The following is a 12,815-nucleotide window of genomic DNA, read 5'->3' as shown; positions in this document are numbered from 1 at the left end:
CCCTGGGGACGATGCGGTCACGGTCCGCCCGGATCGCGCGCCGGTCGGGGCCGGCGGTTCGCGTTCGTCACGTCTCGCCGGGTCGGGCGCGTCCCGGGTGCTCACGCCGGCCATTTGATCCACCACCATCGCCGATATGCAACCGACTTTCCGCGAGCCTGGGCAGCTTCTTCGGGTTGACCTGCAGCATGGGGCATCGGATGCAGGCGTGTTCGTGCTGGCAGGGCGATCCGTATGGCCCGCCGCAGTTCCCGAGTTCGACCTTGTGCTTGTCGAAGTGCTCCTCGAACTGCGCCCATTCCTTCGGCGTGACATCGAAGTATTCGCCCTCTGGGCGCTGGCTTCGTCGGTGGTTCAGGAACTGCTGGTAGTGCTGGACGATGTCTTCGGCGAAGACCGCTAATGGTGTGCTCGGGTATTGGAACTCTATGAATGCCTCCCGCCCCCGCAGTTTCCCGCCCCCGCAGTTTCGCTCGGGTCGCCGGCGTGCTGCGGTCCTGTATCAGGTCAGGTCGGTGCGAGGGTCGATAGCCCAGTGGTTGGTTTGCAGGACTCGACCGGCGAAGGGCACGTCTTGCTTGCCCAGGAATTGGAAGCCGAGCGTGCGGCAGATGCCGTTGGACGGGGCGTTGGTTGTTGCGGGGAATGCGTGTATCAACCCCCACCGGCCGTCGTCGCGGGCCAGCTCAAGCAGCTTGCGGACGCCCTGCTTTCCGAGTCCCTGTCCCTGGTACTCCGGCAGCACCATCCAGCCGATCTCGGAGATGCGCTCGCCGTCTGCGTCGTGGGGCCACAAGGTCACGGTTCCCGCGACCACGTCCAGCTCGGCCTCATCGGGCACGATCATCTTTGTCCAGTCGGTGTCCGCTGCCACTCGTTGAACATCACGTTGGACCTTCGCCTCCATGCCTTCGCGAGGCAGCGGGCCGCCCAGCTCGGCCATCATGACCGGGTCGCATCGCATCCGGACGTAGGCGTCGACGTCACCGTACTCAACATCACGTAGCAGCATCTGTATTGCTCCCTTGTCCTTGGATCCAGACGTCATAGTGGCGGCGCCAGACTCCTGCTGCCGTCGTACTCCGCGAAGTCGAGAGCGTCGTAGTCGTGACCGGTCGTCGTGTTGAAGGCCGTGATCGCCTCGCCCGCCGCCTCCGGGCGGGCATCCAGCAGGTCAGCGATCCGCTCCACCTCGCCGCACAGCTCGTCCACCGCTGCCGACTCACGGACGGGGGCGTCAACTCCGGTCTCAGGTTCACAGCAGAAGTATGGCCATCGGTGCCGACACGCCAGAGCCGAGCCTTCTGCGGTGCTGCCACTTCTCGTCAACATTTCTGGACATCTCGATCAAGAACCGATGCCAGGCCCCATCAACATTCGCTCTCCGTACTCACCTACGAAGCCACGAGCCGCCCGGGCGGGGCCGAACGGCATCGCAGCCAATGACGTGCACGCGGGTGAGGGACGGTTGCGCCTGGGCTACAGCCTTGTCCCACCACGAGCCGGCGGGGATCATGACCAAGTGCAACACCGAGAGGAACTCAACGAACTGCTCCCATGCGCCGGACTCACGGTTGTCGAGGACGTGCGCCCAGGCAGTCTGTTCCCGCCGGAGGCCGGCTGGCGGATCGCGCGGGGAATCGCAGCGCCGGACGGCACGGTCCGGGAAGCGCTCGACACCGAGTGGTGGCGCCGCCTTGCAGGTGCCGACGGGGAGTTCCTGGTGGCCGTCCTCGGACATCGGATCGGCGGCAACGACTCCTGGTGGACCCGGGTCCGCTACGCCGGCGGCGGTGTGCCGGGGCTGACAGGCGACCCCGGGTTCGTGGCGCTCTCCCTCGACGGGCAGGTGCTGCTGGCGGAGGTGCCCGGCGCGGACGGGCCTCGGGTGACGGCCCTCGACCGACTGCCGGAGCGGCTGGAGGAGGCCGCCGCAGCTGCCGGGCTAGAGACGGAGGTCGAGCGCGCCGAGGTGTGGTCGGCGGTGCCCGGCCAGCCCACATGGCCTTTGCACTGGGCCGAGGGGATCGGGTCCAATCCGGCCGCGCCGGACGAGCTGCTGATCCGGCTGCTGGATGTGGAGGCGGGCTTCCTGCACGGCTGCGACCGGACCGCCGTACTCGACGCCGCCGTGGCGCATCCCGATCCGCAGGTGCGCTCGAGGCCCGCGGACACCTTCCGGCCCAAGCTCACGTCCGATCAGTGGGTACGCCTGGTCCGCGCCGAACCGTCGCCGAGCCGACGAGTGCTCTGGGCCGAGCACGCCTGCGCCTGGGGCGTCGAACTCCCCGGCGACCTGTACGACGACCTCCTCGCCGGCCCGTCCCGCGCTCAGGCCGCCGAACTCCCGGGGCTCCCCGCACACCACCTCCCCAGCCTCGCGGCCGACGCCGATCCCCGGGTGCGGGCGACTGCCTGCGCCCGGTGGGAAGACCTCGCAGCGCCGCTGCGGGCGCGACTGCTGGCCGATACCGACGACACGGTGCGTACGGCGGCGCTGCTCGCCCACCACACCAGCGTCCCCATGCCTCGCAAAGTCTTTGCCACGCTGCCCGAGCCCCGGCGCGCCCTCGAACAGTGCCGTCTCTCGCCCGAGCTGGAGGCGGAGCTGGTCCGGGACGGGGACCCGAAGGTACGCCGAGCACTGGCCGCCAACCCGGCGCTCAGTGCCCACCGCGTCGCCGTCCTGGCAGAGGACCCACACGACGACATCCGCTCGGCGGTGGCACTGCGGCCCGACCTCAACGAGGAGCAGCGTGCCGCGGTGCGCTACGACTTCGACCCGACGTCGATGTCGCGCACTCTGCCCTGGATCGAGGGCCTGCACGGTGACGCCGACGCGATGCGCCGCCTCGCCGTGTCGTCCCATCCGCTCATCCGCCGAAGCGTGGCCCGCGCCCGGCATCTTCCACCGGACGTCGTGGAGCGTCTGGCCCGGGACGAGGACCGGACGGTCCGCCTGTTCCTCGCCGAATCCTGCGATGACGCCCCGGCCGAGATGCTGCTAGAGGTCTGGCGCTGGTGGGACGGCAGCTTCACTCACCCCGACCGCCCCCGCAGCCACCCCAACTTCCCCCGTACGGGGCTGCTGCGCTTTGCCGGCGACCCCGATGGGCGGATGCGCCGCCTGGCCCTGGACGATCCAGAGTCCATGCCTGCGGACGTCGCACGCCTCGCCCGCGACCCAGAAGCCGAGGTGCGCCGCCGCGCGGCCGAGGACACCCGGCTGTCACCGGCCGACGCGGTGCGGCTGCTGAACGACCCAGCAGCCCACGTCCGCGGGACCGCGATGCGCAATCCGCGGCTGCCAGCCCGCGTCCTTGCCGGACTGCTGCACGACCGCGACACGGCATGCGAGGCGATCACCAATCCGGCGATCCCGGTCCCCGTCCTGCACCGCATCCTGGCCGCGACCGCGGCAGCCGTGGCAGCCCGGCGCTGAACACCGCCACCCCGCCGGGCGGCCGTGGCGGTCTGACTCTGAACTCCGGCGCACCTCCGCCCGGGCGGCTCGAGCTGGCCCCCTCTGCGCTGGAGGTGCGGCTGGTGGACGCCTCCGGGTTCCAGTGGATCGCCCGCACCGTCGACTGCGAGCAGCTCGACGCCCGGCCGGCCGGACCCGAATAGCGGACGCGTGCCGGGCGGGTGCCGGTGGACATGCCGCCCACCGAACTACGGTTGGCGGACCGGGTCCTGACCAGTGGTCGTCTGGTCGCGATCACCGATCTGCGCTACCGCTACGGCGCCACCCGCACGATGATCCTGGACAACGGCCGTGTTGCCGTCGCGGAACGCGCAGTGCGTGTCTACTACCCCGGCCCCTGATCCCGGCCGCCCTCGCGGGCGGGCCGGCCGCCCCGAGCGTCACCCGTGCGAAGGGGGCCGGCTAATTCACCGAAGATGGACAGGTGCTGGTCCGTCCCATCGCTGGTCCGTCTCATCGAAGGTGAACAGCAGGCGCGCGACCAGATCGAAAACGGAGGGGCAAAGTGCCCTCGATCTAGGGCGTGGCTTTGTTGGTCGGTAGCGAGAGCGTTTGTTGCCCGGGGGCGAGAACGCCCCCGGGCACGAGGAAGACGATGTAGCCGAGTTTCAGCAACACCCGATCGCTTGACTTCGCCGCCTGGACCGAAGCCCACAGACGAACCCGCCAAGGGGCGCCGACGACGTTCTCACCACGTGGCCCGATCCGGGCGCGGCGAGGTGGCAGGATGACGCGGTGTCCGACTCTCTCCGTGAACCGTGGCTGCGCGGCGTCGCCTTCAACCCGGCGGCGCCCTCCGACGTACTGATACGCCTGATGGATCGAGCCGCCGGTGAGGTGGGCCCGCTGATGTGCGAGGGCCGCGACCTGCCCGACGCCGTTGTCGACGCAGCGCTCCGCCACCCAGCCGGCAAGATCCGCGGCGCGCTCGCCCTCAACCGGCACGTCGACCCCGCGCGACTCGCCCCCTTGGCCACGGATCCGTCCGGGATCGTCCGCTATCGGCTCGCCGTCGGCTCGGCCCCCGCCCCCGGCCCCGACGGGTCCGACCACTGCCGGACGGCATCCTCGTCACCCTCCTGACCGCCCAGGACGGGGGCGAGGACGGCATGCTCACCGAGAACGAAATCATCCAGGAGCTCAGCTCCTCCCGGCAGATCCCGCTGTCATTCCACCGCTCCATGGCCGGGCACGAGCACCCCGAGCTCCGCGTACGCGCCACCTGGAGCTGGCAGTCGCTCACCCCCGAGCAGCGGAAGGCCCTGCTCGACGACCCGGATCCCGCGGTACGGGAAGCGGCGCAGGGGAGCCGTTGGGAGCTGGACCCGGAGGCGGTGGAGGCCACGCTGCCGTCCATCGGCTCGCACGGCAAGCCGTTCGTGCTCGGCACGTGCGCCCTGTCCCCCGCGCTCGTCGAGGAGTGCTTCGCCGAGGACAAGGCGTACCCCCTGGCCTGGAACCGCCACACCCCGGCCTATGCCGTCGCCCGGCTCGCCCGCCACCCCGAGGCGGAGGTCCGCGCGTTGGTCGCCGCCCGGCCCGACCTGGGACCGGACCTGGTGGCGGAGCTGAGGGAGGACCCGGACGAGGACGTGCGGATGCGCGCGCGCCTCCACCCCTTCCCCCGCACCTGGGCCGAGTACTGGGCCATCCACGCGGTCATCGGGCACGGCCCGGACTGCACCTGCCCGATCACCGAGCCGGCCGACGAGCCGTCGCCCGACTGGTTCGCCGCCTGCGCGGCGTCCGAGGAACCGGTACTCCGCCAGGTTGCGGCGAGCTGGCCCAGCCTGCCCGCGGAACTTGTCGAAACTCTCGCGCGGGACAAGACGAGGAGGTACGGATCCGGCTGGCCTGCCGCCACCCCCTGGCTCCGCCACACCTCCTTCTGGACGTCTTCGTTACCCGCCCGGCCCACCGACCGCACCTGCTGACCCTGTCCGCGTTCCCCCGCACCGGCCTGACCCACCTCATCGACCACCCGGAACCCGAGGTACGCGCCCTGGCCGCAGCCGACCCCGGCCTGTCCGAACCCCCGTTGGAAGACCCTGATGAGTCGGTGTGCCGGGCAGCCGCCGCCAACCCGAGCCTGGCACCGGAGACCCTGGGGACCCTCCTCGCCGACCCCCGCACCGCGGAGGGCGCTGCCGCCAACCCATCGCTGCCCGTCCCCCGCATGCACGCGCTCCTCGACCACTGCCTGAACAGCGCCGCCACCCCAGCGACGACAGCCGGACACCGAGGACCGACGTCCACGTAGCGTCACAGCTGTCGCAACCTCTGTCGCCCAACTGCAGAGGCCGCCGCACCGGCAGGCGTTTCCAGGTCTCACGTTCTGGCTCACTTTCCGTGGAGCGGTCGAAGTGACATGCGAGCTATGGGTGGCGTGCGAAGAACTGCGCAGAACGGTTGTTACCCGATCAACTACTCCGGGTGGGTGAGAGGGGTCAGGGATGCGCCTGGTGGTACGCCGGAGCGCGTTGTCGCTGGGTGCCGTTTGTGGGGCGGGTGAGCGTGGGGGCAGCGCATGTCAGGGCCACGCTGAACAGGTGTGTATGGGGTATGTAGGAGTAGGTGACGGGATTGTCTGTGTCCGGTAACCGCCTTCACGGCGTGCTGCGCCTGGGCGGGTGCGGGGTCGCGAGTGTGGCTCCCGGCTCACTCCGGGCCGGGAGTCCGCACCGGTGTCTGCCGCCTGCTTCGGTAGGTGGGGCACTGTCGTTGAGGGAGCGTCACCCATGTCTTCTGCTTCTTCCTCCGTCCGTCGTATCGCCGCGACCGTTCTGGCCGCCGGGGCCTTGGTGGGGGCTGCCGCGCTGCCGGCGACCGCTCAGGACCGTGATCACGGCCGGCATTCGCGGGTGGAGATCAGCCGGGTCCAGGCCGACAGCCCCGGACGCGACGACCGCTCCAACCGGTCCCTCAACGCGGAGTGGGTGGAGATCACCAACACCACCCGCGACGCCGTCAACCTCCGCGGCTGGACCCTGCGCGATGAGGACGGCAACCGCTACCGCTTCGACAACGTCCGCATCAACGGCCGCGCCACCATCCATATCCACACCGGCACCGGCCACGACACCCGCACCGACCTGTTCCAAAACCGCCGCGACTACATCTGGGACAACCACGGCGACACCGCCACGCTGCGCGATGACCGCGGCCGCACGGTCGACACCGAGTCCTGGGGCCGACGCCACCAGTGACCGGTGTCCGGGTGTGGGCGGCCGTGAAGCCCGTCCGGACGGCCAGGGAGGCGAATCGCCCCCAGGGCCCGATGATCACCGGGTCGGTGAGGTCGATGCCGGTACGGGCCTGTCCGCTCCTGTAGCAGTCCAGGCAGGGGCCCTGACCGTGTTGGAGGGCGAACGGCCATGGACGTGTTTCCCCTGCGCCTGCGCGGCCGCGTCATCGGCACTCTCGCCATCTTCCAGGAACGTCCCGGCCGCCTCACTGGAGCGGATCTCACCGTGGCGCAGGCCTTGGCGGGCGCTCGCCTCTGGCGGGCTGCGGGAGTTCGGTGGCCGGGCCCGGGCTGGTGAGGACCAGCCCGGGCGCGGGGGGTGTCACCAGGTGATGACGACTGCTCCGTCACCGCCCTTGGCGCCTGCGCCGCCCTTGGTGCCCGTGAGTCCGGTCCTTCCGTCCAGGCCGATCCACTTCTCGCCCTTGGCGTTGCCGACGTTGGGATCCCATTCGCCTCCCTGGCCGCCGTCACCGCCCTCGTGTCCGTACGCGCCTGCGCCGCCGTTCCCGCCGGCGCCGTAGGACATGCCCCCTGCCTCGGCCGGGGCGCCGCCTGGGCCGAGGGCGCCGAAGTGACCGCCCTGTCCGTGCTTTCCGGGCCGGCTGACGCCTCCCTTCTCGTTGTGGGCACCGTCGGTCCCGCTGCTGCCGGGCAGGCCGGCGGCGCCGGGCTGCCCGGGCTTGCCGTCGACTGCTGTGATCTTCTTGCCGTACTTGCCGCAGGGCTCTACCGAGGGTGGGTTGCCTCCGACGCCGGTTCCGCCGGCGCCGCCTTCCTTGCCGCCGGCTCCACCCTTGCCACCGGCCCCGCCGGCGACGGTGCCGTTGTAGCCGCCCCCACCGCCCGAGCCGGGGCTGCCGGGCCGCCCCGCCTCACCGCCGATCCCTCCGGGCGCGCCCGCGACCGACTCCAGGAACTTGTTGCTCGCGTCACGGACGTCGATGCCCGAGCCCGAGGCGCGGCCTCCTGCCTGTCCCGGGCCGCCTGCCGTGCCACCAGTGCCGTCGGTTCCACCGCCGAACGTGCTGTTCCCACCCTTTCCGTACGTACCCTCCGCCCCGCCGGATCCGCCCGCACCGCTTGCCCCGCCGCCCCCGACGAAGATCCGCAGCTTCTCCCCCGGCGACACAGACAGCCGGCACTGGACGAAGGAGCCGCTGCTCGCGCCGGCGCCTCCGCCGCCACCCGCACTGCCGCCGCCGCCCCCGCCACCACCGCCGGCCGTCCCCACGGCGTTCGAGCTTCCCCCGTTCCCGCCTCCGCCGCCACCGCCCGCACCTCCTGTTCCACCGCCACCGCCGCCGCCCCCGCCGGCGCCCCAGGAATACACAGTGATCTCACGGACTCCCTGCGGCACCACCCAGTCCCACTGTCCGGGCTGCTCCCACCGCTTGGTGTGCTGCACGCTGTGGACGTCCACGGGTTGAGCCTGAACGGCCTGAGTACCGCTCACCGCGGCCGCGCTTACGAGGACAGCCGCTCCGAGCATATTTTTGATCATGACTGCACAACGACCCGGGACCTCTCACGTCACCTCAGCGCCCGACGGAACTCCCATCCCTGGTGAAGTCATACGGCCGGCTCCGCCCCGTCGGCCACACCATCCCGCTGCGCCCCGCGCCGCGCCGCGCGCGAGCTGAGCACCCCACCCCGGCCGGCCCCGGCCATCCACGGACCGGTGCGAAGCACTCCTCGGCATGGGGCACCCGCGATGTCCTCGACCACCACCCTCGTCCGGCCCGACCTCGTCGCGGAAATCAGCGCCGACACCTCCATCGACCGCGGCGGCGTCTACCGGCATCCGATTCGGTACGTGCGCCTCCGCCTCACTTCTGGAACGCCCCGCCGCCCGCCCGGACCCGCGACGGCCTTCGTACCAACTTCGACTCGATGGCTGTGAGCAGTTCAGTTGGGCCGCCAGTGCTCGGCCCGATTGCTTCTCACCCATATGGCGATCGTCCTGCGGGATCTGCCGATGTTCGCTCTTAGCGACAACTGCGTTTGCACTCCACGCTTGCGCACCAAGATCAGTCTGACGGCACGAGGCCGTCAAGATTCCCCTGGGGTGGACATGAGCGAGCGGCAGACCGGAACCGTGAAGTGGTTCAACGACGAGAAGGGCTTCGGCTTCATCACGCCGCAGAGTGGCGATGACCTCTTCGTGCACTTCAAGGCCATCCAGTCGGACGGATTCAAGTCCCTGAAGGAGGGCCAGCAGGTCTCCTTCATCGCTACCCGCGGGCAGAAGGGCATGCAGGCGGAGGAGGTGCAGGTCATCTAAAGACCCCGCCTGAACCGCGCCCTGTGATCCGGTTACCCGACCACACCTGCGGTGAGTGTCCCGTCGCACCAAAGGTGGCGCGTTTTCACCGGAGACTGGTCGGCCCGGATCGAAGCTGCCTACGTCCTGGAGGATCGATCCTTCGCCCACGGCTGGGGGATCGGGCTGACTAATCCGGTTCCGTCCGCATTTCATACGTTCAGGTGTCGTATGGACTTGACTTCTTACGTTATGTAGCCGGAGTCGCTACCACTGGTGACTGTCAGTTCGTTCTGCTTCCTGGAGGCACCGTGAAGTTCCCCCGCCTGACAGCGACCACGACCACCTTCGTGGCTGCGGGTCTGCTCGCCTTCGTGCAGGCTCCCACCGCGTTCGGCGCCACGTTCACCGCCCAGCTGGTGGCCCGCAACAGCCAGAAGTGCGTATCGGTAGCGGGTGCCGGCACCGCCAATGGCGCGGCCGCGGTGCAGTGGGACTGCCTGGACGCTCCGAATCAGCAGTGGAAGCTGGTGGCTACCACTGCCGGCTACTACACGGTGGCCGCCGTGAACAGCGGCAAGTGCCTGTCGGTCAGCGGCGCGAGCGTCCAGAACAACGCCACGGTGGTTCAGTGGGACTGCGTGAACGCCACGAATCAGGAGTGGCGGCTGGTCCAGAAGGACAGCGGCTACTTCTCCATCGAGGCCCGGCACAGCGGCAAATGCCTGTCCGTGGCCGGCGTGAGCACACAGAACGACGCCGCGCTCGTCCAGTGGGACTGCGTCGAAGGAGCCAACCAGCACTTCCGCCTCGGCTGACGCAACCCCCAGGGGAGCCCAGGGCATTCCCCGGGCTCCCCGGCCCCGCCTGCCACTCACACGGCCAGTGAGAAGGCTCGATCACCGGCACCCTCACCCACCCCCCAACTCCTCATCCTCGGCCCGTCACGACCTGACCGGCCGCCTCCGCCCCGTCGGCCGCACGGTCCCGCTGCGGCCCGGTGCCGCCCTCCAGCTCGCCGAGCACCTGACCCCGGCCGGCCCCGGCCATGCCTGGACCGGCACGAGGTTCACCTCGGCGTGGGGCACCCGCGCCTCGACACCACCCGCGTTCAGCCAGATCTCGTCGCGGAGATCATGTTGTACACATCCGTTGAGCGGGGCGGCGTCTACCGGCATCCGATCCGGTACGTGCGCCTGCGTCTGGACGCGGCCGTGGCACCCAGGAGCATCATGACCGCTCTGGCCTCGTCCTCGGTGAGCAGCTTGAGCCGGGTCTCGCCCGCGCCATCGACGAAGTCTTCGTCCATGCCACAACAACGCCCCACTGCCTTCGCCGTCACAGCCGTGCGCGGGCGGCCGGCTGCAGGGGGCGGCGTTGGATGTCGGTGTGCGCCCGGCCGGCCCTCCTGGGGCGGTGGAGAGGCCGCTGGGGGTGCGAGGCTGGATTGAGAGCTTTTGTGGGGAGAAGCGCAAATGCGGCCTGTTTGGACCCGCAGGGTCCGCTCTGGAACCGCACCGGTGTTCCAGCCTCGGCGGCCTCGTCGGCAATTCTGGCCGCGCCGCCTACCACGCCACCAAGCACGGCGTCATCGGTCTGACCAAGAGCGCCGCCCTCGAATACGGCTCCCGCGGCGTCCGATTCAACGCCGTCTGCCCCGGCACCACCCCGATGGTCGATGGCGGAGAACCCGACCGCAGCCAGGCCGAAGCCGGCCAGGCCATCGACCGGCTGGGCACCGCCGACGAGATCGCCCAAGCCGTCCTGTGGCTGTGCAGCGACGGCGCCAGCTACATCACCGGCATCGCCCTCCCCGTCGACGGCGGCTACACCGCCGCGTAACAGCCCACACGTGCCATCGCCCGCACAGCAGTTCCCGCTGACGCCCGGGAAGCATTGCAGTTGTCGTGCGCCGCCAGCATCGCGCTCAGTCACACCGGGTTCGATAGCACCTCAGGGTCATTCTGAGCGTCACAGCTGGCCATAGCGCCGGGGCTCAACAGACCCGCATGCCGCCGCCAAGACCCCACGCGGAGGGCCAGGCGATGCCGGAGTCATCCCGGGCTACCGGGCGCAGGCTGGTGCCCGACATCGGTCGGATCGAACCCCGCCAGTATTTGCTCCAGTGCCGCCTGGTCCGGCCCCACGAACGCCGATTCCCCGGCTGCAGAGCCCAGCGTGTCGATCATCGACCTGGTGATCCCCGGGGCCGGCGGTAGATGTGCGGAAAGGACGAGCTCAGGGTCCCTGTCCCGCAGCGACCGGAAGGTGGCGAGGAACTTGTGGACATCCACGTTGTGCACCCACGGACTGTCGACCGTGGCCCACAGCAACTGCGCGGCCCGCAACTCCTCCACGCCGACCGCACCGACGTCATCGGCGTATGCCAGTTCGACACTGGACATCGGCCCACCGAAGCAGTCAGAGCTGAAGCAGACCCCTGACCGGTCGTCGAAGAGGCCGACTGTGGCCGGGTTGTCGAACAGTGGCGGCCTGAACCCCGTGAGGGTACGGTCGCCGACATCCAGTGTCTGGCCCGGATTGAGCAGATACAGACGATCGAGCGGCAGCGGCCGCTCACAGGACAGAAACCCGGCAGACAGGAACGTGGTCACGACACGCGCCTCGGGCGCCGCGGCCAGCAGGTCGAAGATCCCACCCGTGTGATCACGATCCGGGTGCGTCAGCCAGATCCATCGCACATCGGCCGGATCCAGCACGGAACCGACCACCTCCAAGAAATTCCGGTCCGGCAGCCCGAGTCCGGTGTCGATGACGACCGGCTGCGAGGCGAGCAGTACGAAGGCGTTCACCGGGAGGTACCCGATCCCCGGCACTTCAATGCTGTCGTTCAGGACGCTGATGTCCGGGCGGACCTTGTGCACCGGCATGTCACATCTCCATGTCCCCCCAGGACGGTGATTGTGTCGCGGCCTACCCCTCCATCATCGGTCCGTCCCCGCTGGCACCGCATCCGGCCACGGCACCAGGGCCAGAACGACCGCCGAGAGAACGAAACTGCCCTGTGGCCAACTGTGACGCGCAGGGTGGCCAACCGGAGGCAGGCAGTCACGCCGGGGCGAGTGACAGGGCATCGGGTGTGCGCCGGCCGGCCCTCCTGGGGCGGTGGAGGGGTCGGTCATGGTGCGAGGCCTTATTGAGCGTTTTCAGCGATGCCGCTCCAGGGTGAGTACGGCTTTGGCGATGAGGTCATGCGGTTGGGGCTGATGCGGGATCTACGGAAGATCTGCCAGGATTTCAGTCGTGCCATGCCTCGTTCGACCGGTGCCCGGGACCGGGAACCCTCGTTCGACCGCCAAGCGAACCTCACAATGCGGCAACGGCTACTGAACGCCAAGCTCAGGCCAGAGGGGTCGTGGCCATTTGGCCTGGCACGATGATCGAGGCCACGGTGCCGGTCCGAGTACGCCCGATCCGGACCGGGGCCCCTCCTTCGGGGACGTCGAACGCGATGAGGTCGGCCTTGAACCCCTCGTTGCTGCTCTTCTCGAACCAGCCGTCGCAAAGGCTGTCGGTGTCTCGGTCCGGGGCGGGCATCGTTCCCCACGAGGCTGTGGCACGTCGGAAGTGGTGGAATGGCTCTGTCAGCGCTTCCCAAGCCTCGGCGTCGGCTGCACGCAGCCCTCCGCTTCGGGCGGAACACGATGATGCGCCCACCAGGCCTCCGGGGAGGATCGGAACGACCAGTAGCGGGAGCGGTCAGATAGCGGTGAGCTGTCCCGGGATGCGGCCGGCGCGGAGTCCTCGGATGTGGTTGTAGAGGGTGTCGGGACTGCCGCCAAAGGGCCTCGCAGCGCCTGAGA

At 69.7% G+C, this 12,815-nt stretch carries 14 protein-coding genes and 2 pseudogenes; 9 read left to right on the top strand and 7 right to left on the bottom strand.

Features of this window, described 5'->3' with window-relative positions; all coding sequences use genetic code 11:
* The first annotated feature begins 136 nt into the window (after positions 1-136).
* Positions 137-403, top strand: coding sequence for a hypothetical protein (locus tag OG861_RS00580; protein WP_329201648.1), 267 nt, complete (start codon positions 137-139; stop codon positions 401-403).
* Between the two features lie 99 nt (positions 404-502).
* Here the strand turns inward: OG861_RS00580 and OG861_RS00575 are convergent, their stop codons facing one another.
* Positions 503-1,012: a GNAT family N-acetyltransferase gene (locus OG861_RS00575; RefSeq protein ID WP_329201650.1), complete on the bottom strand. Its 510-nt coding sequence runs from the start codon at positions 1,010-1,012 to the stop codon at positions 503-505.
* Positions 1,013-1,044: 32 nt separating this feature from the next.
* Positions 1,045-1,212 (bottom strand): hypothetical protein, encoded by a 168-nt coding sequence (locus tag OG861_RS00570; RefSeq protein ID WP_329201652.1) that lies wholly within the window; start codon positions 1,210-1,212, stop codon positions 1,045-1,047.
* Positions 1,213-1,522: 310 nt separating this feature from the next.
* Between OG861_RS00570 and OG861_RS00565 the strand changes: the two genes are divergently transcribed.
* From OG861_RS00565 to OG861_RS00545, 5 genes are all read left to right on the top strand, one after another.
* Entirely contained in the window at positions 1,523-3,442 is a 1,920-nt protein-coding gene (locus tag OG861_RS00565; RefSeq protein WP_329201654.1) for a hypothetical protein, read from the top strand.
* A gap of 209 nt (positions 3,443-3,651) precedes the next feature.
* The gene (locus tag OG861_RS00560) at positions 3,652-3,825 is read left to right on the top strand and encodes a hypothetical protein (RefSeq protein ID WP_330260952.1); all 174 of its coding nucleotides are present in this window, start codon (positions 3,652-3,654) and stop codon (positions 3,823-3,825) included.
* Positions 3,826-4,219: 394 nt separating this feature from the next.
* Positions 4,220-4,567, top strand: a complete 348-nt coding sequence (locus OG861_RS00555; RefSeq protein ID WP_329201657.1) for a hypothetical protein — start codon at positions 4,220-4,222, stop codon at positions 4,565-4,567.
* Positions 4,568-4,593: 26 nt separating this feature from the next.
* On the top strand, positions 4,594-5,418 hold the full coding sequence (locus tag OG861_RS00550; RefSeq protein WP_329201659.1) for a hypothetical protein: 825 nt from the start codon (positions 4,594-4,596) through the stop codon (positions 5,416-5,418).
* Between the two features lie 804 nt (positions 5,419-6,222).
* Positions 6,223-6,690 carry a lamin tail domain-containing protein gene (locus tag OG861_RS00545; RefSeq protein ID WP_329201661.1) on the top strand — a complete coding sequence of 156 codons (468 nt, stop codon included), beginning with the start codon at positions 6,223-6,225 and terminating at the stop codon, positions 6,688-6,690.
* A 360-nt stretch (positions 6,691-7,050) separates the two neighbouring features.
* Here OG861_RS00545 and OG861_RS00540 read toward each other — a convergent pair whose 3' ends face one another.
* The gene (locus tag OG861_RS00540) at positions 7,051-8,151 is read right to left on the bottom strand and encodes a hypothetical protein (RefSeq protein WP_329201663.1); all 1,101 of its coding nucleotides are present in this window, start codon (positions 8,149-8,151) and stop codon (positions 7,051-7,053) included.
* Between the two features lie 651 nt (positions 8,152-8,802).
* Between OG861_RS00540 and OG861_RS00535 the strand changes: the two genes are divergently transcribed.
* Positions 8,803-9,012, top strand: a complete 210-nt coding sequence (locus OG861_RS00535; protein WP_329201665.1) for a cold-shock protein — start codon at positions 8,803-8,805, stop codon at positions 9,010-9,012.
* Between the two features lie 290 nt (positions 9,013-9,302).
* A complete protein-coding gene (locus OG861_RS00530) occupies positions 9,303-9,809 on the top strand; it encodes an RICIN domain-containing protein (RefSeq protein WP_329201668.1) in 507 nt (168 codons plus the stop codon).
* 350 nt (positions 9,810-10,159) lie between these two features.
* On the opposite strand, the gene OG861_RS00525 is transcribed toward OG861_RS00530, so the two are convergent.
* Complete coding sequence (locus OG861_RS00525) at positions 10,160-10,300, bottom strand: hypothetical protein (protein ID WP_329201670.1); 141 nt, start codon at positions 10,298-10,300, stop codon at positions 10,160-10,162.
* A gap of 212 nt (positions 10,301-10,512) precedes the next feature.
* On the opposite strand from OG861_RS00525, the pseudogene OG861_RS00520 reads away from it, so the two are divergent.
* Positions 10,513-10,833: pseudogene (locus OG861_RS00520) on the top strand (SDR family oxidoreductase); the annotation flags it as partial.
* A 212-nt stretch (positions 10,834-11,045) separates the two neighbouring features.
* Here the strand turns inward: OG861_RS00520 and OG861_RS00515 are convergent.
* The 3 genes and pseudogenes from OG861_RS00515 to OG861_RS00505 all read right to left on the bottom strand — a co-directional run bounded on the left by OG861_RS00515 (position 11,046) and on the right by OG861_RS00505 (position 12,549).
* Positions 11,046-11,882 carry an MBL fold metallo-hydrolase gene (locus OG861_RS00515; protein ID WP_329201672.1) on the bottom strand — a complete coding sequence of 279 codons (837 nt, stop codon included), beginning with the start codon at positions 11,880-11,882 and terminating at the stop codon, positions 11,046-11,048.
* Between the two features lie 276 nt (positions 11,883-12,158).
* Positions 12,159-12,286, bottom strand: a pseudogene (locus tag OG861_RS00510) (IS5/IS1182 family transposase); the annotation flags it as partial.
* Positions 12,287-12,351: 65 nt separating this feature from the next.
* Positions 12,352-12,549 (bottom strand): hypothetical protein, encoded by a 198-nt coding sequence (locus tag OG861_RS00505; RefSeq protein ID WP_329201674.1) that lies wholly within the window; start codon positions 12,547-12,549, stop codon positions 12,352-12,354.
* Positions 12,550-12,815 lie beyond the last annotated feature (266 nt).

Source organism: Streptomyces sp. NBC_00539, assembly GCF_036346105.1.
GTDB lineage: Bacteria > Actinomycetota > Actinomycetes > Streptomycetales > Streptomycetaceae > Streptomyces.
This window is presented reverse-complemented; position numbering and strand designations above follow the sequence as displayed.

Bases quoted from the DNA above. Each gene is read 5' to 3' on its own strand.
- OG861_RS00575 (WP_329201650.1), bottom strand. From the start codon at position 1,012: ATGCTGCTACGTGATGTTGAGTACGGTGACGTCGACGCCTACGTCCGG.
- OG861_RS00515 (WP_329201672.1), bottom strand. From the start codon at position 11,882: ATGCCGGTGCACAAGGTCCGCCCGGACATCAGCGTCCTGAACGACAGC.
- OG861_RS00505 (WP_329201674.1), bottom strand. From the start codon at position 12,549: ATGCCCGCCCCGGACCGAGACACCGACAGCCTTTGCGACGGCTGGTTC.
- OG861_RS00535 (WP_329201665.1), top strand. From the start codon at position 8,803: ATGAGCGAGCGGCAGACCGGAACCGTGAAGTGGTTCAACGACGAGAAG.
- OG861_RS00525 (WP_329201670.1), bottom strand. From the start codon at position 10,300: ATGGACGAAGACTTCGTCGATGGCGCGGGCGAGACCCGGCTCAAGCTG.
- OG861_RS00545 (WP_329201661.1), top strand. From the start codon at position 6,223: ATGTCTTCTGCTTCTTCCTCCGTCCGTCGTATCGCCGCGACCGTTCTG.
- OG861_RS00580 (WP_329201648.1), top strand. From the start codon at position 137: ATGCAACCGACTTTCCGCGAGCCTGGGCAGCTTCTTCGGGTTGACCTG.
- OG861_RS00550 (WP_329201659.1), top strand. From the start codon at position 4,594: ATGCTCACCGAGAACGAAATCATCCAGGAGCTCAGCTCCTCCCGGCAG.